23 protein-coding genes, 1 tRNA gene and 2 pseudogenes are annotated in these 20,222 nt (G+C 66.1%); 14 read left to right on the top strand and 12 right to left on the bottom strand.

Annotated features, from left to right (window positions below):
• Both KBZ07_RS04500 and KBZ07_RS04495 read left to right on the top strand, forming a co-directional pair.
• Positions 1-319: hypothetical protein (locus tag KBZ07_RS04500; protein WP_254930490.1), on the top strand; the 319-nt coding region annotated here is incomplete at its 5' end.
• 566 nt (positions 320-885) lie between these two features.
• Entirely contained in the window at positions 886-1,137 is a 252-nt protein-coding gene (locus KBZ07_RS04495; protein ID WP_254930489.1) for a hypothetical protein, read from the top strand.
• Positions 1,138-1,280: 143 nt separating this feature from the next.
• On the opposite strand, the pseudogene KBZ07_RS04490 reads toward KBZ07_RS04495, so the two are convergent.
• A pseudogene (locus KBZ07_RS04490) lies at positions 1,281-1,598 on the bottom strand (DNA-3-methyladenine glycosylase); the annotation flags it as partial.
• 153 nt (positions 1,599-1,751) lie between these two features.
• On the opposite strand from KBZ07_RS04490, the gene KBZ07_RS04485 reads away from it, so the two are divergent.
• Positions 1,752-2,120, top strand: coding sequence for a hypothetical protein (locus KBZ07_RS04485; RefSeq protein ID WP_254930487.1), 369 nt, complete (start codon positions 1,752-1,754; stop codon positions 2,118-2,120).
• 254 nt (positions 2,121-2,374) lie between these two features.
• Here the strand turns inward: KBZ07_RS04485 and KBZ07_RS04480 are convergent, their stop codons facing one another.
• Both KBZ07_RS04480 and KBZ07_RS04475 read right to left on the bottom strand, forming a co-directional pair.
• Positions 2,375-2,929, bottom strand: coding sequence for a zeta toxin family protein (locus KBZ07_RS04480; RefSeq protein ID WP_254930486.1), 555 nt, complete (start codon positions 2,927-2,929; stop codon positions 2,375-2,377).
• A gap of 22 nt (positions 2,930-2,951) precedes the next feature.
• On the bottom strand, positions 2,952-3,359 hold the full coding sequence (locus KBZ07_RS04475; RefSeq protein ID WP_254930485.1) for a ParD-like family protein: 408 nt from the start codon (positions 3,357-3,359) through the stop codon (positions 2,952-2,954).
• Positions 3,360-3,641: 282 nt separating this feature from the next.
• Between KBZ07_RS04475 and KBZ07_RS04470 the strand changes: the two genes are divergently transcribed.
• On the top strand, positions 3,642-3,779 hold the full coding sequence (locus KBZ07_RS04470; RefSeq protein WP_197147911.1) for a hypothetical protein: 138 nt from the start codon (positions 3,642-3,644) through the stop codon (positions 3,777-3,779).
• Here KBZ07_RS04470 and KBZ07_RS04465 read toward each other — a convergent pair.
• Entirely contained in the window at positions 3,776-4,072 is a 297-nt protein-coding gene (locus tag KBZ07_RS04465) for a DUF6679 family protein (protein ID WP_254930484.1), read from the bottom strand. The two genes, KBZ07_RS04470 and KBZ07_RS04465, sit on opposite strands and share 4 nt — an antisense overlap.
• A 63-nt stretch (positions 4,073-4,135) precedes the next feature.
• Here KBZ07_RS04465 and KBZ07_RS04460 point away from each other — a divergent pair, with 63 nt between their 5' ends.
• The gene (locus tag KBZ07_RS04460; protein WP_254930483.1) at positions 4,136-4,918 is read left to right on the top strand and encodes a creatininase family protein; all 783 of its coding nucleotides are present in this window, start codon (positions 4,136-4,138) and stop codon (positions 4,916-4,918) included.
• A gap of 32 nt (positions 4,919-4,950) precedes the next feature.
• Positions 4,951-5,244, top strand: coding sequence for an Asp-tRNA(Asn)/Glu-tRNA(Gln) amidotransferase subunit GatC (gene gatC / locus KBZ07_RS04455; RefSeq protein ID WP_254930482.1), 294 nt, complete (start codon positions 4,951-4,953; stop codon positions 5,242-5,244).
• A gap of 18 nt (positions 5,245-5,262) precedes the next feature.
• Here gatC and crtR read toward each other — a convergent pair whose 3' ends face one another.
• Together crtR and KBZ07_RS04445 are read right to left on the bottom strand one after the other, a co-directional pair.
• Positions 5,263-6,312 carry a beta-carotene hydroxylase gene (crtR, locus tag KBZ07_RS04450; protein WP_261355562.1) on the bottom strand — a complete coding sequence of 350 codons (1,050 nt, stop codon included), beginning with the start codon at positions 6,310-6,312 and terminating at the stop codon, positions 5,263-5,265.
• A gap of 54 nt (positions 6,313-6,366) precedes the next feature.
• A tRNA-Leu gene (locus KBZ07_RS04445) sits at positions 6,367-6,448 on the bottom strand.
• Between the two features lie 76 nt (positions 6,449-6,524).
• On the opposite strand from KBZ07_RS04445, the gene KBZ07_RS04440 reads away from it, so the two are divergent.
• Together KBZ07_RS04440 and ileS are read left to right on the top strand one after the other, a co-directional pair.
• A complete protein-coding gene (locus KBZ07_RS04440; protein ID WP_254930480.1) occupies positions 6,525-7,094 on the top strand; it encodes a Ycf66 family protein in 570 nt (189 codons plus the stop codon).
• A gap of 93 nt (positions 7,095-7,187) precedes the next feature.
• The gene (ileS, locus tag KBZ07_RS04435) at positions 7,188-10,013 is read left to right on the top strand and encodes an isoleucine--tRNA ligase (RefSeq protein WP_254930492.1); all 2,826 of its coding nucleotides are present in this window, start codon (positions 7,188-7,190) and stop codon (positions 10,011-10,013) included.
• Positions 10,014-10,060: 47 nt separating this feature from the next.
• Here the strand turns inward: ileS and KBZ07_RS04430 are convergent, their stop codons facing one another.
• Positions 10,061-10,378, bottom strand: coding sequence for a hypothetical protein (locus tag KBZ07_RS04430; RefSeq protein ID WP_254930479.1), 318 nt, complete (start codon positions 10,376-10,378; stop codon positions 10,061-10,063).
• Positions 10,378-10,995: a DUF3177 family protein gene (locus KBZ07_RS04425; RefSeq protein ID WP_197153483.1), complete on the bottom strand. Its 618-nt coding sequence runs from the start codon at positions 10,993-10,995 to the stop codon at positions 10,378-10,380. The genes KBZ07_RS04430 and KBZ07_RS04425 overlap by 1 nt, the downstream gene beginning before the upstream one ends.
• Before the next feature lie 72 nt (positions 10,996-11,067).
• Between KBZ07_RS04425 and KBZ07_RS04420 the strand changes: the two genes are divergently transcribed.
• The 4 genes from KBZ07_RS04420 to KBZ07_RS04405 are packed head-to-tail and all read left to right on the top strand — an operon-like array spanning position 11,068 to position 15,310.
• Positions 11,068-12,348: an FIST N-terminal domain-containing protein gene (locus KBZ07_RS04420; RefSeq protein ID WP_254930478.1), complete on the top strand. Its 1,281-nt coding sequence runs from the start codon at positions 11,068-11,070 to the stop codon at positions 12,346-12,348.
• 2 nt (positions 12,349-12,350) lie between these two features.
• On the top strand, positions 12,351-13,040 hold the full coding sequence (trmB, locus tag KBZ07_RS04415) for a tRNA (guanosine(46)-N7)-methyltransferase TrmB (protein WP_254930477.1): 690 nt from the start codon (positions 12,351-12,353) through the stop codon (positions 13,038-13,040).
• A 16-nt stretch (positions 13,041-13,056) separates the two neighbouring features.
• On the top strand, positions 13,057-14,361 hold the full coding sequence (locus tag KBZ07_RS04410; protein WP_254930476.1) for an IctB family putative bicarbonate transporter: 1,305 nt from the start codon (positions 13,057-13,059) through the stop codon (positions 14,359-14,361).
• A gap of 1 nt (position 14,362) precedes the next feature.
• Positions 14,363-15,310 carry a BadF/BadG/BcrA/BcrD ATPase family protein gene (locus KBZ07_RS04405; RefSeq protein WP_254930491.1) on the top strand — a complete coding sequence of 316 codons (948 nt, stop codon included), beginning with the start codon at positions 14,363-14,365 and terminating at the stop codon, positions 15,308-15,310.
• A gap of 16 nt (positions 15,311-15,326) precedes the next feature.
• Here KBZ07_RS04405 and glmM read toward each other — a convergent pair whose 3' ends face one another.
• The gene (glmM, locus tag KBZ07_RS04400) at positions 15,327-16,715 is read right to left on the bottom strand and encodes a phosphoglucosamine mutase (protein WP_254930475.1); all 1,389 of its coding nucleotides are present in this window, start codon (positions 16,713-16,715) and stop codon (positions 15,327-15,329) included.
• A 35-nt stretch (positions 16,716-16,750) separates the two neighbouring features.
• Entirely contained in the window at positions 16,751-16,978 is a 228-nt protein-coding gene (locus KBZ07_RS04395; RefSeq protein WP_254930474.1) for a hypothetical protein, read from the bottom strand.
• 49 nt (positions 16,979-17,027) lie between these two features.
• Between KBZ07_RS04395 and KBZ07_RS04390 the strand changes: the two genes are divergently transcribed.
• A complete protein-coding gene (locus KBZ07_RS04390) occupies positions 17,028-19,025 on the top strand; it encodes a transglycosylase SLT domain-containing protein (RefSeq protein WP_254930473.1) in 1,998 nt (665 codons plus the stop codon).
• An 11-nt stretch (positions 19,026-19,036) separates the two neighbouring features.
• On the opposite strand, the gene KBZ07_RS04385 is transcribed toward KBZ07_RS04390, so the two are convergent.
• Positions 19,037-19,513, bottom strand: coding sequence for a hypothetical protein (locus KBZ07_RS04385; protein WP_254930472.1), 477 nt, complete (start codon positions 19,511-19,513; stop codon positions 19,037-19,039).
• Positions 19,510-19,938 (bottom strand): NIL domain-containing protein, encoded by a 429-nt coding sequence (locus KBZ07_RS04380; protein ID WP_254930471.1) that lies wholly within the window; start codon positions 19,936-19,938, stop codon positions 19,510-19,512. Before KBZ07_RS04380 ends, KBZ07_RS04385 begins: the two co-directional genes overlap by 4 nt.
• 55 nt (positions 19,939-19,993) lie before the next feature.
• Here KBZ07_RS04380 and KBZ07_RS04375 point away from each other — a divergent pair.
• Positions 19,994-20,222 (top strand): annotated as a pseudogene (locus tag KBZ07_RS04375) (thioredoxin); the annotation flags it as partial.

The following is a 20,222-nucleotide window of genomic DNA, read 5'->3' as shown; positions in this document are numbered from 1 at the left end:
GATCTGCCGTGCCACCCGGCTGCCGCCCAACCCTGGTGGGATCTGGCTGAGTAGGGAGCTGCAGTGGAGTCAGAACGGCCGGCGTGTCTCCGCTGCCGGCAGAACCGTTGTGGCTCCCTGCGAGGGCACAATTTGGCTTGGTGATCTAACCCTGCTCAATGCCGCAGGTGATGCAGGTGTCGATCCTTATGCCCTGTACACCTTGTTCACCGTGCTGGAGTTCGGTGCCAGCTACGGCTCAGGCGGCATCGGTGGCCTGGTGCAGCCGCTGATTGGTGAGCGGGTGTTCGGCACGCTCAAGCCGAACCGGTTGACCTGATTCACCAACCAGGCAATGGCGCTGCGCTCATCGATCGTGCCCTTCGCTCCAATCCCCCCCTGTGCCAAGTAGACGGGGGGATCACGGCGGCCAGATCAGGCCGCAGCCCGGCTACGGTGAAACCCAGGCAGTAGCGAGACGCCTTCTGGGCTGCTCTCGCCAATGGACCGACCCTGCTTCCCTGCAGGGATCCAGGAACCGGCAGCGCTAATGGGCACGGCAAACCCGAGTCCTCACGGGCATTCTCCCCAAAAAATCTCCCGAGAAGAACCGGAATCTGTGCACTCACTCAATAGATCGAGGGGGCTTCATTCGCCACCTCAGCCCTGGCAGCGGAGCCTATGCTGGGTAATTGGGATTTTAGGAAAGTGAATAAGGAAGAAATCTTGCACGATTACAAGCAACAGCCTTGGTGCGCTCATCCCTGAATTTGTCGCCTTGGATGATCTCGCGAAGATTTATCTAAACAACCCTGGCTTCCACTCAAGCTTCGAGGATTTTATGGATGAATGGCAAGAAGAGGACAATGCTGTAGAATGTGAGTTCTAAGCGAGAATTGATTCCATTTGGATATCCCTCCACAAGAACTTAGCCCAAAGTGGTTTAAAAGTCACCTGCTTGACCGCGCCGTTGAGCTCCAAGAGCTTTATGAGTTGCCTCAAGGGCAGCTAGATCTTGTAATGGCAGAGGCTGCCGAGGTCAGGACTGATGTAGTCAATCGCGACCGCAACCATGGCAAATGGTGCACTGCCGGCTATTTCCTGGAACTTGCGAAGATCATTAGTGAACGGCGATTCGCTCAGCTTGATCGCAAGTAAAGCTGCACGGCAGAAGAAAAAAGATCACACAGACTTTTTTGGCTATGGACGCCATCGACTTGGCAGTCGTGCGTGTGTGGCCTGAATCGTCGCTAGCGCTGGCAGCATCACTAATGAGCAAAGGCTCTGCATCGATCGCCAGCAGAGCCGAATCCGACTCGCCCTGTCACCACGGTCACGCAGTGGTGAATGCCATAGCTCACATACACATAAAACCGCCCTGGCTCACCAAATAGCGTTTCATTGCTGGGGGTGCGGCGGCGATAGCCGTGGCAGGCGGGGTCGTCTTGGGAATACGCCTCCGTTTCCACAATCACGCCCCACAGCAACTCACCTGATGCTTGGCGCTTCACCAGCAGGCAGCCGATGAGCTCGGGGGCAACCTGCTCGGCGGGGCGGGCGAAGAAGCTCTGGGGGAGGTGTTGGGAAAGGGTGGTGGCTATGGGGGTGGGATGAACCATTCAAGCTCCATCCTGTCTGCAAACTCTTATCACACCAAGCAGACACCACTGCACTGGTGATGGGTTTATGATAGTTAGTGTCCTCCAACACATGGCTTTACTGCCTTGTGGACATACCATAAATACTGTTCAACCTTGCGACAGGGGGTCGTCTTGACCAGCTCCAAACGCCTAAGCCTTTCCATTGCAGGCACTGCTGCTATGGCACTGGCACAACTGCCTCTTGCCGTTACTCATGCAAGCGCAGCCACGGTCTCTCAGGGAACCACGCCAAGCATCAGCGTGGTGGTGGAGTCGTCTAATGCCTGGCAGTTCAGCTGGAGCACTCAGAATGGTCAACCCCTTGCCCAGTCGGTTCAGAGTACAGTGGCGGATGATGAGAAAAGATTAAAAGAGGCAACGGAGAGGTTACAGAAAGAGCAAGATGCAATGGTTAAATCTCAAGCGGCGGCTGAAAAACAAAGAAAGAAAAACGCAGCAGAGATTCGCAGTGGCTATTGGGGGAGCGGCCCTGGAGACTGAGTTTATCTTCTACAAGTCATATGCTGCTAAATTACTAGTCTCCACATACCTCCCTAATCAAACCAAGCCCCTGCAACCACAGGGGCTTTTTATTTCTTCAATCACTCCTAGACCGCTCCGAACGTCATCCAATACCTGGCACTGTAAGCGCCAAAAAATTCTCAACGGTTTCCACCCTGCCGATGCCCCGCATCAGACCCAGCCTGTGATGCGGGCAGTGCAGCTGGCTTGGCAACTGGGGGTTTAATAAGCCCTCAGAACGCAAGCAATGACGCAGCCCAGGGTGGCAGTGAGGCCGAATGGGGACGGCAATAGCCCTGCTCAAGTGTGGCGATCGGCTGGAACGGATGTTCCGCTGAAGAGTTGTCGTAGAGCTGGACCAGATCGCATAAGGGCAGCACCACTTTCACTTGCTTGAGCATGCGCGCGATTCGGCCCTCGACCTTGGCAGCAGGAACGTTGTGCCCACCCTCGCTAACTCGCATGGCAATGCGTGCCTGGTTCAGCTGCGGAGAACCCAGATGAATCATCATCAGAATGACCTGATAGCCAGAGGCTTTAGCCTGTACCAAAAAGTCAATCTTGGAGGGATGGGAAAAGACGGTTTCAAAACAGAAACTGATGCCAGCCTGCACCAATTTCAATCGCTGCTGCTCAGCAAGCAGCGCTGCTTCATAGCTGTGTGCCTCCGGCGCATCAGGAAACACGAGCCGGGCGAGAACATCGGCGTTAACGAAGGGAATACCTGTGGGCTCGAGAAATAATCTGTAGTAGGTCGATTTGCCGGCGCCGTTGCCTCCAACAAGCATCCATAACTGTTTGTCCAGGGGTTCAATCTCCCTTGGCTACGAAACGGCCTAATTCAAAACGGCCGATGGAGCGGGTGCCATCGGCGTGGATGCACTCGAGCCAACCAGGCTCCTGCTCGAACGCCTGATAGCGCACAGCCGCTGAACTCACGGCCTGCACGAGTGCGCCGGAATGTCGATCGGTTTCAAGAGCCGCAAAAACAGCAGCAGGGTCAACGGGCGACGCCGCGACGGGCACCACCTTGAGCCGTGCCAAGCCAGCCGCCACATCGAGCAGGCTTTCGGGGTCGAGCTGGGATGAGACGCCCTGGCCCAGCGATGCCCAGTATTCGATCTGCTGTGCCGCGCTGCGGAGGTGAAGGGCGCCTGCCAGGGCGGCGCTGCGCATCAAAGCTGCCTGAAGGCGCACCGGCGAAGAAGACTTGGACACGGCGAAGCCTCGCAACTAGCGACTCGTAGCAAAATGCTACAGCGGATGAGGTGCGCCAGGCCGGCTCGCTCCATCAGGCGGCGGATCGCGGGGCCCAGAAGCCGGACTCTTGGGTCAGCATGGCAACTCTCGTCAACCGGGGTTCGCCTCGATGAGGAGCAATCGGCGGGGCGGGCGATCAAGAGCCTCAGCAACGGATTCCCCACACAGACGTTGCCCAGCTCGCCGGTAGCGGCGTCGGCCAGCAGACTGGGTTCCAACGCCTTGTGTCCTTTGGCCGCCATGCACTCCTCCGGCTTCACCCTCGCCACCGTTCTGATCTTCGGCAGCGGCCTGTTCGTACTGGCCACCCTGTTCTTCGGCACCAAGGGCGGCTACTACAACACCGACAGCTACGACGGCAACGGCACGGCCCACTAGGGGTTGCTGAGCCGCTCGGCCTCGGGGCAGTCTTCAGAGGTGATCACGTCGTCGGGGCTGCCGCTGCGGCACACGTAGGCCAGCCGGGTGCTGACGGCGCCAATTGAATCGAGCCGCACGCTCTCCTCCCAGCTGTGGGTTTCTTCGTCGTCTTCGGCGTGGTAGCGCAGGGTGACAAGATCTCCCTCGATCTCCACCACCGTGGCTTCCTCAATCCAGCGCTGCTGGTCGCGCAGAAATACCCACACGGGCCGCTGTTCGGCACAAAACTGGTAGAGCTTGCGGTGCAGCATGGGCCCAGGGCACTGCTGGCCCGACCATCCTAGGCAGACAACCCGGGCCCGTTGCTGTTCACCATGACCCAATCCACCCACCAGCTGCCCCGCACCACCGACGCCATCCGCCTGCAGCTGCGCAGCTGGCCTGAAGTGGAGGCCTATCTGGAGCAGGGCAAGGGGGTGATCGTGCCCCTGGGCTCTACCGAGCAGCACGGCCCCACCGGCGCCATCGGCACCGATGCGCTCACCGCCGAAGCCGTGGCCCTGGAGGTGGGCCGGCGCAGCGGCGTCCTGGTGACGCCCGCCCAGGCCTTCGGCATGGCCGAACACCACCTCGGTTTCGCCGGCACGATCAGCCTGCAGCCCTCCACCCTGCTGGCCGTGCTGCACGACGTGGTGCTGTCGCTGGCGCGCCACGGCTTCGAGCGCATCTTCGTGATCAATGGCCACGGCGGCAACATCGCCACCAGCAAGGCGGCCTTTGCCCAGGCCTACGCCACCGCCGCCGACCGGGGCCTGCCGAATGCCCCCCAGCTGCGCTGCAAGCTGGCCAACTGGTTCATGGCCGGGCCGGTGCTGAAGGAGGCCCGCAGCCTCTACGGCGAGCGCGAGGGGCACCACGCCACCCCCAGCGAGATCGCCCTCACCCTGCACCTGGAGCCCAGCCTCCAGGCCAAGCAGCGCCCCCTGCCGGAATCGGCCCCAGCCGGGCCGATCCACGGCCCCGAGGATTTCCGCCGCCGCCATCCCGACGGCCGCATGGGCTCCGATCCCTTCCTGGCCCAGGCAGCCCACGGGGAGCGGTTTCTCGATCTGGCCGCCACGGCCCTGACGGCGGATCTGGAGAGCTTCCTGGCCTGAGCGCTAGCGTCAAGCCCAGCAAGTACCGCCCGATGAGCAAGATCACCGCCGACGATGTACGCAAGGTGGCAGGGCTGGCCCGCCTCGCCCTGCCGGAGGAGAAGATCGCCACCTACACCGGCCAGCTCGAACGCATCCTGGAATACGTAACCCAGCTGGAAGCCGTGGACACCGAAGGGGTGCCGCCCACCACCAGGGCCGTGGAAGTGGTGAATGTCACCCGCGCCGACATGGTCACCCCGACAAGCGTGCGGGAGGAGCTGCTCAATCAAGCGCCCCAGCGGGAGGGGGACTTCATCCGGGTGCCAAAAATCTTGGCGGATTGACTGGTGAGTTGGCTGATGTCAGCGAACTGGCGACACCGCCGTTCGATGCAGCAGCTCAAGCACCCTTCTGCGGGCATGGCGGGTGGGCATCAGCGCCGCAAGCGGCCGCAACTTACTGCGCTTCTTGCGGTGGCTGCGGACCCCCAGGAAAATGTCATAGAGGAAATTGAGCCCGTCGCTTCTGGTTTCAAACAATCCCAGCCGCTGGGGTGATCCTTTGGCGTCAAGGATCGGTTTTGTGGCTTTGTATGCAGCTTGATACTCAAACCAGGGAATCGATGGCCAGAGGTGGTGAACCAGGTGATAGTTCTGGCCCATGATCAACCAATTCATCAGCCGACCTGGATAGACGCGGGCATTGTGCCAGCGGTTGCGCGACTGGAAGGGGCGATGGGGCAGGTAGTCAAAGAAGAGGCCCAGGGTGACGCCCACCATCAGGGCTGGAGCAAACCAGCAGTTGAATACAAAAGGCAGGAAACCAAACTTCACTGCCGCAATCACAATCGCCGCAAATATCCCCCTAGCAATCCCCCACTCCAGCAACTCATAGCGGCGCCAGAGACGGCGGCGAAAGAAAAACAGCTCGTGGTAAAAAAACCGTGGCGCGATTAGCCACAGGGGGCCAAAAGTGCTGACGATGTGATCTGGATCATTTTTTGGGTCGTTGACGTGGGCATGGTGCTGCAGGTGCACTCGGGTGAACACCGGAAAGCTGAAGCCCAGTAGCAAAGCCGCCCCGTGGCCCATCACCGCATTCCAGAAGCGGCTGGGGTGGGCGGCGTTGTGGCAGGCGTCATGGATCACCGTGCCCTCGAGATGGAGGGCCAGAAATCCAGTGGCCAGCAGCAGCGGCAGGGGCCAGCCCCCCACAAACCAGCCCCATATCGTCAGGCCCGCCAGGCCGTAACCCGCCAAAAACAACCCCACCGTGGGGTTCCAGGGGGCCGGTGGATCGAGAAATTCTCGCGGCACCAGGGTTGATGGCGCTGGTCTGGCACCCGATGGGGCACCAGCTTTGGCACCTGCCACAGCAACGGTATTGGAGGCAGCAGCCAAAACCTGTGTCATCGCAACTGAAGCTTGCCCTAAGCATTTGCCCAGGGCAACCTAAGCAACCAACCATGCCCACCGGGGGACTTGAACCCCCACGACCAAAGCCACTGGTACCTAAAACCAGCGCGTCTACCAATTCCGCCAGGTGGGCGCCAGGTAGGCGCATCGCGACTGTAGGGAAAGCCCAGCCCGCGCGCCCACAATGGGTGGACCCATTCCTCCTGGCCATGCTCGCCACCCTGGGCGGACTCCTGGCGCTGCTGCTGGGCCTCGCCATCCTGCTCTTACCCCTACTGGCCAGCGAACTCAGCCGGCCCCGGGATTCGGCCTGGGGCGCTGTGGTGCTGCTACTGGGCTTGGTGCTCGTGACCAGTGCGGATCGTCTCACCGGGGCACCGATGCTGGGCGTGCTCTGCGGCGGCCTGCTGATCGGCCGGCTGGCGGGGGAGGTCTCCCAGGGGCGCTGGCGGCAACTCAGCCCGGAGGAACAGCAGCGGCTTTGGTCTGCCGAACGCTGGCAGACAAGCCTCAAGCAGGCCGGAGCTGCCCTTGCCCAGCTGCTTGCCCTGGTGACTACAGCGAGCGGGGGCCTGGGCCAGTGGCTGGCGGAGCGGCGGCAACCAAAACCCACGGGCAAGCTCTGGGTGCGCCAGGAAGCCGCAGACACCACCGACACAGCTGCCAACACCGTGGTTGTGACTTCCTTTGCCGAAATCGATGCCCTGATCGAAACCGAAAATCCTCAAAGCCCGGCCAGCCCCAGCGAGCCCCAGGCCCCCAGCAGCCAGGCGGGATAATCAGCCCTTGCTGCCCCAGGCGCCGTGACCGCCAGCTCTGCGCCCGCCACCTCCTACAAGGACACCCTCAACCTGCTGCAGACGCCCTTCGCCATGCGGGCAAACGCCCGCCAGCGCGAACCCGAGATCCAGGCGTTCTGGGCCGAGCAGCGCCTCTACGAACGGCTCAGCCAGCAGAACCCCGGAGAGAGCTTCACCCTCCACGACGGCCCCCCCTACGCCAACGGGGCCCTGCATGTGGGCCACGCCCTCAACAAGATCCTCAAGGACATCATCAACAAGACCGCCCTCCTCCAAGGGAGGAAGGCGCGATTTGTGCCGGGCTGGGACTGCCACGGCCTGCCGATTGAACTCAAGGTGCTGCAAGGGCTGAGCAGCAGCGAGCGGGCCGAACTCACCCCGCTCAGCCTGCGCCAAAAGGCCCACGCCTTTGCGCTCGAGCAGGTGGAGGGCCAGAAGCAGGGCTTCCAGCGCTGGGGCATCTGGGCCGACTGGGAGACGCCCTACCTCACCCTGCAGAAGGACTACGAGGCCGCCCAGATCGGTGTGTTCGGCGCCATGGTGCTGGCTGGCCACATCTACCGGGGCCTCAAGCCCGTGCACTGGAGCCCCAGCTCCCGCACGGCCCTGGCCGAAGCCGAGCTCGAATATCCCGACGGCCACACCTCCCCGAGCGTTTACGTGGCATTCCCGGTGGTGGAGCTGGGCGAAGCCCTAGCCAGCCAGCTGGGCGAAGCGGCCGCCAACCTGGCGGTGGCGATCTGGACCACCACCCCCTGGACCCTGCCCGCCAACCTTGCGGTGGCGGTGAACCCCAACCTCGACTACGCCATCTGCCGCAGCGGTAATCGCCACCTGGTGGTGGCCGCCGAGCTGAGCGAAGGCCTCGCCGTCAAGCTGGGCATCGAGCTGACGCCGCTGTGCCGCCTCAAGGGCGCCGAGCTCGAGGGCATCGTCTACCGCCATCCCCTGCTGGATCGCACCAGTGCTGTGGTGATCGGCGGCGACTACGTCACCACCGAAGCCGGCACGGGCCTGGTGCACACCGCCCCCGGCCATGGCGTAGACGACTTCAACACCGGCAAAAAATACGGCCTGCCGGTGCTCTGCCCGGTGGACGAGGCCGGCTACCTCACCGCCGAAGCCGGCCCCTTTGCTGGCACCAACGTGCTCAAGGACGCCAATCCGGCGATCATCGAGGCCTTGGAGGCCGCCGGCGCCCTGCTGCTGCAGGAGCGCTACGAGCACCGCTACCCCTACGACTGGCGCACCAAAAAGCCCACTATTTTCCGGGCCACCGAGCAGTGGTTTGCCTCGGTGGAGGGCTTCCGCGGCGCCGCCCTGGAGGCGATCGCCCAGGTGGAGTGGCTGCCGGCCAGCGGCCGCAACCGGATCGAGGCCATGGTGGGCGAGCGGGGCGACTGGTGCATCAGCCGCCAGCGCACCTGGGGGGTGCCGATCCCCGTCTTCTACCACCGCGAAACCGGCGAGGTGCTGCTCAACGGGGCCACCCTCAGCCACATCCAGGGCCTGATCGCCGAGCACGGCACCGATGTGTGGTGGCAGCGCGATGAGGCCGGCCTGCTGCCGGCGGTCCATGCCGCTGAGGCCGCCCAGTGGCGCAAGGGCACCGACACCATGGACGTGTGGTTTGATTCTGGCTCCTCCTGGGCAGGGGTGCTGCAGGAGAGGGGCCTGGGCTACCCGGCCGACCTCTATCTGGAGGGCAGCGACCAGCACCGCGGCTGGTTCCAGAGCAGCCTGCTCACCTCGGTGGCCGTCAACGGCCACGCCCCCTACAGGCGGGTGCTCACCCACGGCTTCACCCTCGATGAGAAGGGCCGCAAGATGAGCAAATCCCTCGGCAACGTGGTGGATCCGGCCGTGCTGGTGGAGGGCGGCAAAAACGAGAAACAGGATCCCGCCTACGGCGCCGATGTATTGCGGCTGTGGGTGAGTTCGGTGGATTACTCCGCCGATGTTCCCCTGGGCCCAGGAATCGTGAAGCAACTGGCCGATGTGTACCGCAAGGTGCGCAACACGGCCCGCTACCTGCTGGGCAACCTGCACGATTTCGCGCCGCAGCGCGATGCCGTGGCCTACGCCGAGCTGCCCCTACTGGACCAGTGGATGCTGCAGCGCACCGCCGCCCTGATCGACAGCGTCACAGGGGATTTCGAGCGCTTTGAGTTTTACCGCTTCTTCCAGGCCCTACAGAATTTCTGCGTTGTAGACCTCTCCAACGTCTACCTCGACATCGCCAAAGACCGCCTCTACGTGAGCGGGGCAGGGGAGTTTCGCCGCCGCAGCTGCCAAACCGTGCTGCACCTCGTGGTGGAACGGCTGGCCGGCCTGATCGCGCCGGTGCTCTGCCACATGGCAGAAGACATCTGGCAGAACCTGCCCTACCCGGTGGCCGAGGCCTCGGTGTTCGAGCGGGGCTGGCCCACCGCTCCTGGCGACTGGCGCCGGCCGGAGCTGGAGCCGCCGATGGCCGCCATTCTCGAGCTGCGGGCCCTGGTGAACCGCCAGCTCGAGAGCTGCCGCAAGCAGGGCGACAGGGGCAGCAGCGAGGGCCGGGAGCAGGGCATCGGCGCCTCCCTGGAGGCCCAGGTGCAGCTCACCCTGGCGGAAGGGGCGAGCACCACGGCGCTGGCGGAGGCCCTCGCCTGGCTGGCAAGCTCCGCCCACCCCAGCGTTGACAACCTCACCGACTGGCTGCTGGTGTCGGCCCTGCACATCGGCGGCGAGGCTCCAGAAGCCGTGCTGGCGGAGGCGAAAGCAGACGGGGTGACGGTACGGGTGGCCCGGGCCGCCGGCCAGAAATGCGAGCGTTGCTGGCACCACGAAACCGACATCGGCCGCCACCCCAGCCACCCCACCCTCTGCGGCCGCTGCGTGGCCGTGCTGGAGCCCTGAGCAAAACTGGCTATTGCCACGGCCCATCTGCCAATCCCAGGGCCAGCTCAGAGCCAGGCTGGGGCTTGCAGGTAGGCCTGGGGATTGCTGCCGGCGGCCAACACCTGCTCGGCGGCGGGGTCGAGCGGGCCAGCCAGCAACTCGGCCGTAAGCAGCCGCACCCCCTCGGGCAGCAATGGCTGGTCGGGATCGAAACCGGTGGGGTGGGTGGTGCTGCTGGAGAAGCCGCGAAAGATCAGCAGCTCGTAGGGCTCCTCGAGCGAACCGGCCGAATCGAGGGCACCGCGCAGGCGCAGCACCCGATCAGGCCGCTCACGGCTGATCGCCTCCAGCCCAGCAATCAGAGCGTTGGCGGCCAGGGCCATCAGAACTCTCCCGCCACCCGGCCCTGCTTGGGCAGCCGCACCAACAGCCACTGCAGCAGCCCAACGCCGTAGGCCACCAAACCCACATAGCCGATGAAAGCTGCCACCCCAGGGGTCCAGGAGCCGCCGAATACAAAGGCAAACACCCCCACCAACTGCTGATGGAGCCCAAGGGGCGGCTGGATCCAGATGGAGCAGGCAGGCCGATCCAGGCCAGCGCTGGCCATGCAGCCCAGGGCTGTCGTGCTGAGGGCTGCCCCCAGCAGGCCCCACACCGTCAGGCTCCAGCGCCAGACGCGCAGGGTGAGGGGCAGGGCTCGCCAGGGAGGCATGTCTGCCAGTTCCTCGTTGAGATCCACCCAGAACCAGACACTCGCCACCACGAGCAACTGGGCCAGCACCGCCAGCAGAAAACCAAGGGGACGGCGGTCGGTCAGCAGGAGGGTGACGAGCAGCAGCAGGCTGGCCACCTTCCAATAGATGCCAAGCAGCCGCACCAGCGCCCCCTCCCGGCGCAGGCCAGCCCAGATCAGCAGCACCAGCGGCAGACCGATGCTGAACAACATGGCCACTCGGACGTCGAGCCACACCAACGAGCGATACAGCGGTTCTGGCAGGGCAGCGAGCACACGGTTAGTTCGGTAAGGCGCCATTATCCGCGGCCCCCGGCAGGCGATATGGTCCGACCTATGGCTGCATTTTCCCTGCCCAGCTGGCTCTCCCGCCACATCGGACCCAACCGGGGCAAGGCCTGGTGCCGCACCGCCCTGGCCTCCGAAACCTCCCTGCAGGCATCGGTGGAAACCATCGTCCACCAGCTGCGCGGTGCCGGGCCGGCAGACCTAGCCCTGGTCTTTGCCGCCGCCAGCTACGCCAGTGACCTGCCCAGGCTGCTGCCGCTGCTTCAGGAAAAACTGCGGGCCAGCCACTGGATCGGCTGCCTCGGCGGTGGGGTGGTGGGCACCGACGCCACCGGCACCCCCCATGAGCTGGAAAAAAAGCCCGCCCTGAGCGTCACCCTGCTGCGCCTGCCCGGCGCCCTGCTCCAGCCCTTTGCCATCGACACCGAAACCCTGCCCGACCTCGATGGTCCGGCCGAGCCCTGGCGTGCCCTGCTCAACGCCGCAGAGACGACGGGCGGCTCGCCCATCCCCTCGATGCTGCTGCTGGTGGATCCGAGCTGCTCACGCATCAACGACCTGATCAGCGGCCTCGATTACGCCTGCCCCGAGGCGGTGAAACTGGGCGGGATCGCCGGCCAGCACAGCGCTGGCCACGGCTCCTTGCTATACGGCAACCAGGTTGTCCGGGGTGCCGTCGGCTGCCTGATCGGCGGCACCTGGCAGCTCGACCCGGTCGTAGCCCAGGGCTGCCGGCCCATCGGACCGGTATTCGACATCGAACAAGCCCAGCGCAATGTGGTGCTGGAAGTGAGCCAGGGCCAGGACCGCCGCAGCCCGGTGGCAGCCCTGCAGGCGATCCTCACCGACCTCAGCCCCCAGGAGCGGGAGCTGGTCAAGCACTCCCTCTTCCTTGGGGTGGGGCGCAGCAACTTCAACCTGGACAGCGCCGAGCCCTCCAAGCCAGGCGCCTTCCTCGTGCGCAACCTGATCGGCGTGGACCCGCGCAACGGAGCCGTGGCCGTGGCCGAGCGCATGCGGGTGGGCCAACAGGTGCAGTTCCAGCTGCGCGATGCGGAGGCCTCCCGCCAGGAACTCAGGCAGCTCCTGGCCCAGCAGCAAACCCAGTCACCCAACCCCTTGGCCACCCTGCTGTTTGCCTGCCTCGGTCGCGGCGAAGGCCTCTACGGAGCAGCGGATGGCGATGTGAATCTCTGCCGTGAAGCCTTCCAGCAGGTGCCGATTGCCGGGGTGTTCTGCAATGGCGAGATCGGACCGGTCGCCGGCAACACCCACCTGCACGGCTACACCGCCAGCCTGGCTTTTTTAGTGCCCCGGGGAGAAGGCTGAAGGTGCGCCAGCACGTCAATCCGCTCAGCAGCTTCTTCCAGCAGCCCCGGCCCTTGCCGGCCCCGGCCGAGCTATTCCCCAGGCCCGGCCAGCCCCTCCATCTCGACATCGGCTGCGCCAGGGGCCGCTTCCTTTTGGCCCTGGCCGAGCAGGAACCCGGCACCAATCACCTCGGAGTGGAGATCCGCCTGGCGCTGGTGGAGGCAGCAGAGGCCGAGCGCCAGGCCCTGGGACTGGCCAACCTTCACTATCTCTTCTGCAACGCCAACATCAGCCTGCAGGACTGGCTGGCCTGCCTGCCGGCAGGACTGCTGGAACGGGTTTCGATCCAGTTTCCCGACCCCTGGTTCAAGCAGAAACACCACAAGCGTCGGGTGTTGCAGCCTGCCCTGCTGCAGGCCCTTGCCGGCGCCCTCTCCCCCGGCAAGGAGCTGTTTATTCAGAGTGATGTGCTGGCGGTGATCTCACCGATGGTGCAGCTGATCGAAGCCAGCGGTGGCTTCGATCGACCAGATGAAGATGGGCGGCCCTGGCGAGCCACCAACCCCCTGCCCGTCCCGAGCGAGCGGGAGGCATACGTCATGGCCCAGGGTTTGCCGGTGTATCGCGTGCTCTACCGGCGCAACAACAGTCGCCTGGCCCCCCTCGAAGAGCTGGAGGATCTGCCCAAAGGGGTTGATAATCCGGCCTGACGCCAGCCTTCGCCCCTTGAGCGCCCCCACCATTCCCCTCCTGCTGCGCTGGCAGGGCTCGCTGCAGCACGCACCCAGCGGTGCCCTCGGCCGGCGGCTGACCCTGGTGGCCGGGCTCGTGCTCTGCGCCCTGATGGCTGGCCTGCCCCTGGTGACCCGCAGCGGCCTGAGCCTGTTGGTGCTTGCCAGTGGCCTGCTGTGGCTGCTGATTGCCCTGCGCACACCCCCGGGACCATTGGGGGAGATCGACCGCTGGATCCTGGCAATACTCGCCCTGGCCCTGCTGGCCACGGGGTTCTCGCCGGTGCCCCTGGCTGCCGCCAAGGGGCTGGTGAAACTGGTCAGCTACCTGGGGGTCTACGCCCTGATGCGCCAGCTGCTCAGCACTGCGCCGATCTGGTGGGACCGGATCGTGGCGGCCCTGCTGGCCGGCGAACTGGTCACCAGCGTGATCGGCATCCGCCAGCTCTATGCGGACACCGGCGAACTGGCCCGCTGGGCCGACCCCAATTCGGTGGCGGATGGCACGGTGCGGATCTACAGCACCCTGGAAAACCCCAACCTGCTGGCGGGATACCTCCTACCCGTGCTGCCGCTGGCCCTGGTGGGCCTGCTGCGCTGGCCCGGGCTGGCCCGCAAGCTGTTTGCCCTGACGGCCCTGGTGCTGGGCCTGGCAGCCGTGGTACTCACCTACAGTCGCGGCGCCTGGATGGGACTGGTGACCCAGGCCGGGGTGACCATCCTCCTGCTGGCCATCCGCGGCACCCGCACCTGGCCACCCCTCTGGCGCAAGCTGGCCCCCCTGCTGTTGCTGCTGGGCGGAGCGGCCCTGCTGGTGGTGCTGGTGACCCAGGTGGAACCCCTGAGAGTGCGGGTGATGAGCCTGCTGGCCGGCCGCGAAGACAGCTCCAACAACTTCCGCATCAACGTCTGGCTGGCCGCCCTGGACATGATCCAGGCCCGACCCTGGCTGGGGATAGGCCCGGGCAACGACGCCTTCAACCAGATCTATCCCCTCTTTCAGCAACCCAAGTTCAATGCCCTCAGTGCCTACTCCATCCCATTGGAGCTGGCGGTGGAGGCGGGAATTCCCGGCTTGCTGGCCGGCATCGGCCTGCTGGTGGCCAGCCTGCGCACCGCCACCAGCCTCTGGCGTGGCGATGGCTTCTTCAGCCTGCCGGCCCTGGCCGTGATCGCCGTGATCGCTGGTTTGGGGGTGCAGGGCCTCACCGACACGATCTTCTTCCGGCCGGAAGTGCAGCTCAGTGGCTGGTTCTGCGTGGCAACCCTGGCGGCTGGGGCCACCCACGCCCGTGCCTGATCTGGCCCTGGTCGCCGGCTTTGATGCCGGCCAGACCCACACCACCTGTCGACTAGCTGCTGCCGGCAGCGGTGCGGTGTTGGCCGAAGGGCAGGGCCCCGGTGTGTGCCATCTGCTGGGGCCGAACGGCCCCGACCGCTTTGGCCGCGCCCTGGGCCAAAGCCTGCAGCAGGCCCTGGACCAACTCAGCCCCGGGCGTCTGGTCGCTGCCGGGATTGGCGCCAGCGGCATCGAAGTGGGTACCCCCGTGCAGGATCAAGCCCGCCAGCTGGCAGCTGCCGCCCTGGGCCTGCCCCTGCAGGGCGTTCTGGTGACCGGCGATGAGCGCACGGCCCTGCGGGGGGCGATGGGCAGCCAGTCGGCCGGCATCGTGGTGATCAGCGGCACCGGCATGATCGCCGTCGGCCGCAATGGCGCCGGGGAGGAGCACCGTTGTGGGGGCTGGGGCTGGCTGCTGGATGGGGCTGGCTCCGCCATGGACATCGGCCGCGATGGGCTGGCCCTGACCCTGGAGATGGCGGATGGTCGCCGAAGTGATTCGCCCCTGAGAGCGCGGATCTGGGCCGGCCTGGGCCTAGACCCCCGCGACCCCCAGGCCCCCCAGGCGATCAAGGCCCGCGTGGTGGCGCCCAACTTCGGCGCCGCTGGCTTTGCCCGCCTGGCCCCCTTGGTGGCCGCCGCCGCCGCCGAGGACGATCCGGCGGCGGCGGCAGTGGTGGAGCGCTCCGCCCAGGCCCTGGCGCGAATGGTGGCGACCATCAGCCAGCGGCTGGCGCTAGGGAACCCGCCGGTATGGCCCCTGGGCGGCGCCCTGGAGCACCTCGAGCTGCTGCGCCAACGGTTTGCCGCGGCGCTCGCGCTCCACTGCCCGGGGGCCAGGCTGGAGCAGGCGGCAGGGGATGGCTGCAGCGGCGCCCTGGCCCTGGCCCGGCTTTGCCTGGAGCCCTAAATCCAAGTGATTAGATCTAAGCCGCGTTGAGGTGGAGCTCGGCCTCCCTGGCCAGTTGGGAGGCCCAGTGATCCACCAGCTTCTGATCGTCCGCCTCCACCATCACCCGCAGCAGGGGCTCGGTGCCACTGGCCCGCACCAGCACCCGGCCGCAACCGTCCATGGCCGCCTCCGCCGCATCTACGGCCAGGCGCAGGGGTTCGCACTGCTGCCACTGCTGGCGCCGCTGGCGGTCGGGCACCGTCACATTTACCAAAATCTGGGGATAGGGCTTGAAGCTGCTGTCCATCCAGCCAGCCAGGCTCTGGCCGGAACGGTGCAGAAGGGTGGCCACCTGCAGGGCCGTAAGCAACCCGTCGCCACTCATGCCATGCCGGGCCGAGAGAATATGGCCCGACTGCTCGCCGCCGAGACCCGCCCCCATCTGCTCCATCGCCTGGTGCACATATTGATCGCCAACAGCGGTGCGCTCAAGCACTCCGCCCTTGGCCTGCCAGGCCCGCTCGAAGCCCAGATTCGACATCACGGTTGCAACGATCCGGTTTGCCGGCAGCTGACCCTCAGCCAGTAGGGAGGTTCCCCACAGATAGAGGATCTGGTCGCCATCGACCACCCGGCCCCGGCCATCGACCGCCAGCATCCGGTCGGCATCCCCATCAAAGGCAAAACCCATCGAGGCGCCCTGGTCGAGCACGGCCCGCCGCAGGGGCTCCAGGTGGGTGCTGCCACAGCCCACGTTGATGCGCTCGCCATCGGGTTCACCATGCAGCACCGTGAGCTTGGCTCCCAGGGCCCGAAAGACCGCCTCGCCACAGGCTGTCGCTGCGCCCCAGCAGAGGTCGAGCACGATCGAGCACCCATCCAGACGCCGCCCCAACACGCTGGCCACCAGGGCCCGCTGGTAGTCGGCCAGCAGCTCCTGGCGATCGTGCACGACCCCATTACCGCCGAATCCACCGGCGGGCCCCACTCCCTGGAGCCCAGCCTCAATCGCCTGCTGCTGGCCGCGACTCAACTTGGCACCGGAGGCGCCAAACACCTTGATGCCGTTGTCGTGGGGGGGGTTGTGGCTGGCCGAAACCATCAGCCCGCCGGCCGCCCCCAGGCGACGGATCGCCCCTGGGATTGCCGGCGTGGGGCAAACACCCAGGGTCCACACTTCCCGGCCGGCGGCGGTGAGGCCCGCCGTGAGTGCGGCCACCAGCATCGGACCGCTGCAGCGGGAATCCATCCCAATCAACACCGGGCCGGATGGCGGCAGCACCTGGCCACACCAAAAACCCACCTGCATGGCCAGGGCCGGACTCAGCTGGGCGCCGACACGGCCCCGAATGCCATCGGTGCCGAAACCGGCAACGCCACTCCGCAGGGGATGGCCAACGGGATGGGAAGCCAGCTCGGCCATGGACGGATGCCGCAGGGGGGCTCAGGTTACGTCGATCAGCGCCAGCGACGGGGCCACCAAATCCAGCGCACCAGCTCCCCCAGGGCCCAGAGCAGCAGCAGCCCCACCAGCCAGCCAGGCAGCAAGTTCAGTGGCCACCAGGGCCTCAGCAGCAGCACCAAACCCACCCCAGCCAGCACCCGCAGGGCCCGCAGCCGCTGGGGCGCACCGGGCAGGCTGGAAAGGTAGGGGGGAAGGGAGAGGGGAAGAGGATGGAATCGCACCAGCCAAGCCGGATCTAGTCCTGCCCAGAATGACCGAATCGCGCCGCCGATGAACCTGGCCCGCCTCCCCCTGTTGTTGGCCATCACCTGCCTGGGCAGCGGCACCCTTTTGGTGGGTGGCCGGGCGCTGCTCGCCCGGATCCCTGCCGCCGATCCCACCACCCCCAGCAGCAGCCTGGCGCTGGTGCGCGCCCTCAGCCTGGATCCGCAGCGACGGCGTGAGGCCAACCTGCTGCTGCTGGCCCGCCAGGGGACTGACCCCGCCCGCAGCCGCCGGCTCCTACGGGGCCAGGGCTGGGGCAGGGATCCCCTGGCGGCCTTGGTGCTCAAGCGCGATGCCCTGGCAACGGCAGCCCTAGGCGATGCCCCAGCGGCGCAAAAGCTCTGGCGGCAACTGCTGCGCCGCTTCCCCCAGACACCTGCCGCCGCCGATGGGCTCTACGCCCTGGGGCGCGACCAGCCCGGGCTGCGCAAGCTGCTGCTCCAGCGCTTCCCCGCCCACCCGGCCGCCCTGGCGGCGGCCCTGGAAGCAGGCCCCTCGGCCCCATCCAGGCGCGATGGGGCCCTGCACCTGGCCCGGCATGGCTTGCGCTGGCCCGGAGCCGGCGCGAAGTTCCGCCAGGCTTGCCAAAGCAAGACGGCCCCACCCACCCCCCTCCAGCGGGACCAGCTGGCCCAAGCCCTGGCCCAGCTCGGCGACGGGGAGGCTGGCCAGGCCTGCCTCAACGGTCAGCCACCCGGGCCGGAAACCAAACTGGCCCTGGCCAAGGGCCTGCTCAGCGGCAACGCCTCCCAGCAGGCCCTTGGCCAAAACCTGCTGCTCGAGTTGGCCCGTTCCAGGCCCCACTCCCCCCTGGCCGTGGAGGCCGTCAGCCTGCTCAGCGACCAGCCAGGGGCCTCCAGCCTGGAGGCCCTGACCAGGCTGCCGGCAGCCCTGCAAAACACGGCCCCGGTTCAGGCCCGCCGCGCCCTCGACAGCCCTGGCAGCAGCGCCGTGCTGGCGGTGCTGCAACGCTGGCCCAACCATCCGGCCAGCTGGGAGCTGCAATGGCAACGGGCCCGCCAGGCCCTGCTGGCAGGTCAGTGGAGCGGGGCCCAGGCTTTCCTGAGCGCCCCGATCGAGCGCCATCTGCCGGTGGGGCTGGTGGGCCGCCAGCGTTTCTGGCTGGGCTTCAGCCAGTGGCAGCAGGGTCAACGCAACCAGGCCCGGGCCACCTGGAGCAACCTGCTCGAGCACCATCCCCAGGGCTACTACGGCTGGCGGGCCGCGCTGCGGCTGGGGCGGGGCGATCTCAGCCTCGATCCGGCCGCCAGCCCAGCCCTGTCGCCTGCCGTCTGGCAGCCGCTCGGCAGCGGCGATCGCCAGCTCGAGCGGCTCTGGCGACTGGACCAATCCCTGGAGGCCTGGGAGCACTGGCGCAGCCAACGCCCAGCGCCTCCCAGGGGCCCTGAGGAGCTGGTGCTGGAAGGCCGGCTGCGCAGGGCCGTGGGCGACCACTGGATCGGCCTGGGCCAACTGGAGCAGGCCAGCCTGCGGCTCCCCACCAACCAGGCCTGCGGCCTGGGCAGGGTGCTCGCCAGCAGCCTGCAGACCGCCAGCTTCGTTGCGGAACTGGAGCAGGCGGCGGCCGAGGCCGGCCTACCGGCGACCCTGCTGGCGGCCGTGGCCAAACAGGAATCGCGCTTCAGCCCAGGGGTGCGCTCCAGTGCCGGCGCCGTGGGGCTCCTGCAACTGATGCCGGAAACGGCGGCCGAGCTTGCTGGAGGCCCCTTGCCGCCAGGGGCCCTCAGCGATCCCGGGCGCAATGCCCAGCTCGGAGCCCTCTATCTCAGCAACCTGCGACGCCAGTGGCAGGGCAATCCGGTGCTGATGGTCGCCAGCTACAACGCCGGACCAGGCGCCGTGGCCGGCTGGGTGAATCCCCAGCTGCAGCTGCAACCTGAACTGTGGATCGAGGCAATTCCCTATCCGGAAACCCGGCTTTACGTCAAAAAAGTGCTGGGGAATCTCTGGAGCTTCCAGCAGCGGCCCACACCCCGTTGTTAGTCATCGCGCTGTTAGAAGCCGCTAGCAAGCCCGCGACCCAGGGCCGCCCCGGCCAACACCAGCACACCCAAGCCCCCCGCCAGGAGCAGGGGCGGCGGCGCCACACGCACCCTGGCCAGATCCAGGCGAGCCAGCAGCACCGTCGAACCCAGGATCAGCACATTGGCCAGCACCGCAAGGTGGAGCAGGTAGAGGCCCCCCACCGTGACGATCAGCAGGCTGATCACCAGGCTCATCACCCGGCTGGCCGCCATCAAATTGGAGATCCGCTGCAGCAGCAGATCGGGCATGGTGCAGACCAGCACCACCAGCAGGGCATGGAGGCAATCGATCGACCAGAACAGGCTGGATAACTGGCCCATCCCCGAAGACGCCGCGCCCTCGAGCGGCTGGCTCCAATGCAGCCCTTCGTACACCGAAACCACCGCCAGAACCAGCAGCATCGGGGCCCGCACGGGCAACAGCAGCAGCCTCCAGATCGCTTTCATGGTGTCGCCTTCACAGGTAGGGCCAGCACCAGGGCAATCGCATCTAGGGGGCAACTCGGAATGCACTGCTCACAGACCAGACAGCGTTGCGCATCGAACTGCAGCTGCCAGGCGGGCTGATGCAGAGCCAGGGCCCCGCTGGGGCACACACTCGAGCAGAGGCCGCAATCGACGCAAAGCTGGGCATCGATGCTGATCTGGGCCGGGGCCCGATTGAGCGAAAGCCCCTGGCTTTCCAGCCAGGTCTCCGCCGCGGCCAGCTCATCGATGTCACCCGACAGCTCCACCACCATGGTGCCGCTCTGGTTGGGCGCGATCTGGGCCTTGAGAATCTTGGCGGCAATGTCAAAGTCCACCGCCAGCCGATAGGTGATCGGCTGGTGCACCGCCTCGCGGGGGAAATGGAGGATGAGGCGCCGTTTCACAGGGAGGCCCCCTTGCCTTGGCCGCAACGCTAGCAAGCACTGCCAAAGTGAGGCCATGGTGAATTCCCCCCCCACCCCAGCTCTGGGCCAGGGCGAAAGGCTGCTGCTTTTGCTGCTGGCGGCCCTACTTGCCGCCGGCCTGCTGTGGTTCCGCGGTGGCCTCCACCCGGAAGCCCCGCTGGAGCGCCTGGCTCGCCAGTCCCTCGACCTGCAGGTGGCTCTGCACAACGGGCGACCAACCCTGGTGGAGTTCTATGCCGACTGGTGCGAAGCCTGTCGCAGCA

The sequence above is a fragment of the Cyanobium sp. BA20m-14 genome (assembly GCF_024346295.1).
This window is presented reverse-complemented; position numbering and strand designations above follow the sequence as displayed.